This window comes from Hyunsoonleella ulvae (assembly GCF_016827605.1).
Lineage (GTDB): Bacteria > Bacteroidota > Bacteroidia > Flavobacteriales > Flavobacteriaceae > Jejuia > Jejuia ulvae.
The window spans coordinates 1-1,009 of the sequence record NZ_JAEPJQ010000017.1 but is presented as its reverse complement, the minus strand read 5'-3'; the positions used below and the strand labels follow the sequence as shown (position 1 = coordinate 1,009).

Sequence of the window (1,009 nt, the reverse complement as noted above, 5' to 3'; positions counted from 1 at the left end):
TAACAGACTGTGAGGAAACTACAGGAATAGACGATCCAAGTACCCCAGACGATCCAACGACGTTCCCAGGCGGACCAACGAGTGATCCAAACGATCCATGTAGTCCAATCGGCATTAACACAACAGACAGTGATGGCGATGGCTTAACAGACTGTGAGGAAACTACAGGAATAGACGATCCAAGTACCCCAGACGATCCAACGACGTTCCCAGGCGGACCAACGAGTGATCCAAACGATCCATGTAGTCCAATTATAGCTAACTGCTTTCCTGTTGCAAATAATGATGGAGGAACTACAGATCCAGGAGTTGATATTATAATTGATATTACAGTAAATGATACTGATCCAGATGGAACAATTGATGATTTAACTATTGACTTAGATCCAAATATTCCAGGACAGCAAAGTACATTTACTGTACCGGGAGAAGGTACGTTTACTGATAATGGAGATGGAACTGTTACATTTAGTCCAGCACCAGGTTATAATAATGGAATAACAACAATTACATATACTGTAAATGATAATGATGGTAATACTTCTAATATAGCTACAATAACTGTAGTAGTTCCATTATGTACGTCAACAGTAGATACAGATGGCGATGGCTTAACAGACTGTGAGGAAACTACAGGAATAGACGATCCAAGTACCCCAGACGATCCAACGACGTTCCCAGGCGGACCAACGAGTGATCCAAACGATCCATGTAGTCCAATCGGCATTAACACAACAGACAGTGATGGCGATGGCTTAACAGACTGTGAGGAAACTACAGGAATAGACGATCCAAGTACCCCAGACGATCCAACGACGTTCCCAGGCGGACCAACGAGTGATCCAAACGATCCATGTAGTCCAATCGGCATTAACACAACAGACAGTGATGGCGATGGCTTAACAGACTGTGAGGAAACTACAGGAATAGACGATCCAAGTACCCCAGACGATCCAACGACGTTCCCAGGCGGACCAACGAGTGATCCAAACGATCCATGTAGTCCAAT

The 1,009-nt window shown here is 44.2% G+C and carries 1 protein-coding gene; it reads left to right on the top strand.

Annotation, left to right across the window (positions count from 1 at the left end; all coding sequences use genetic code 11):
- The coding region (locus JS605_RS17425; RefSeq protein WP_203259006.1) for an Ig-like domain-containing protein at nucleotides 1-1,009 on the top strand (1,009 nt) is incomplete at both ends.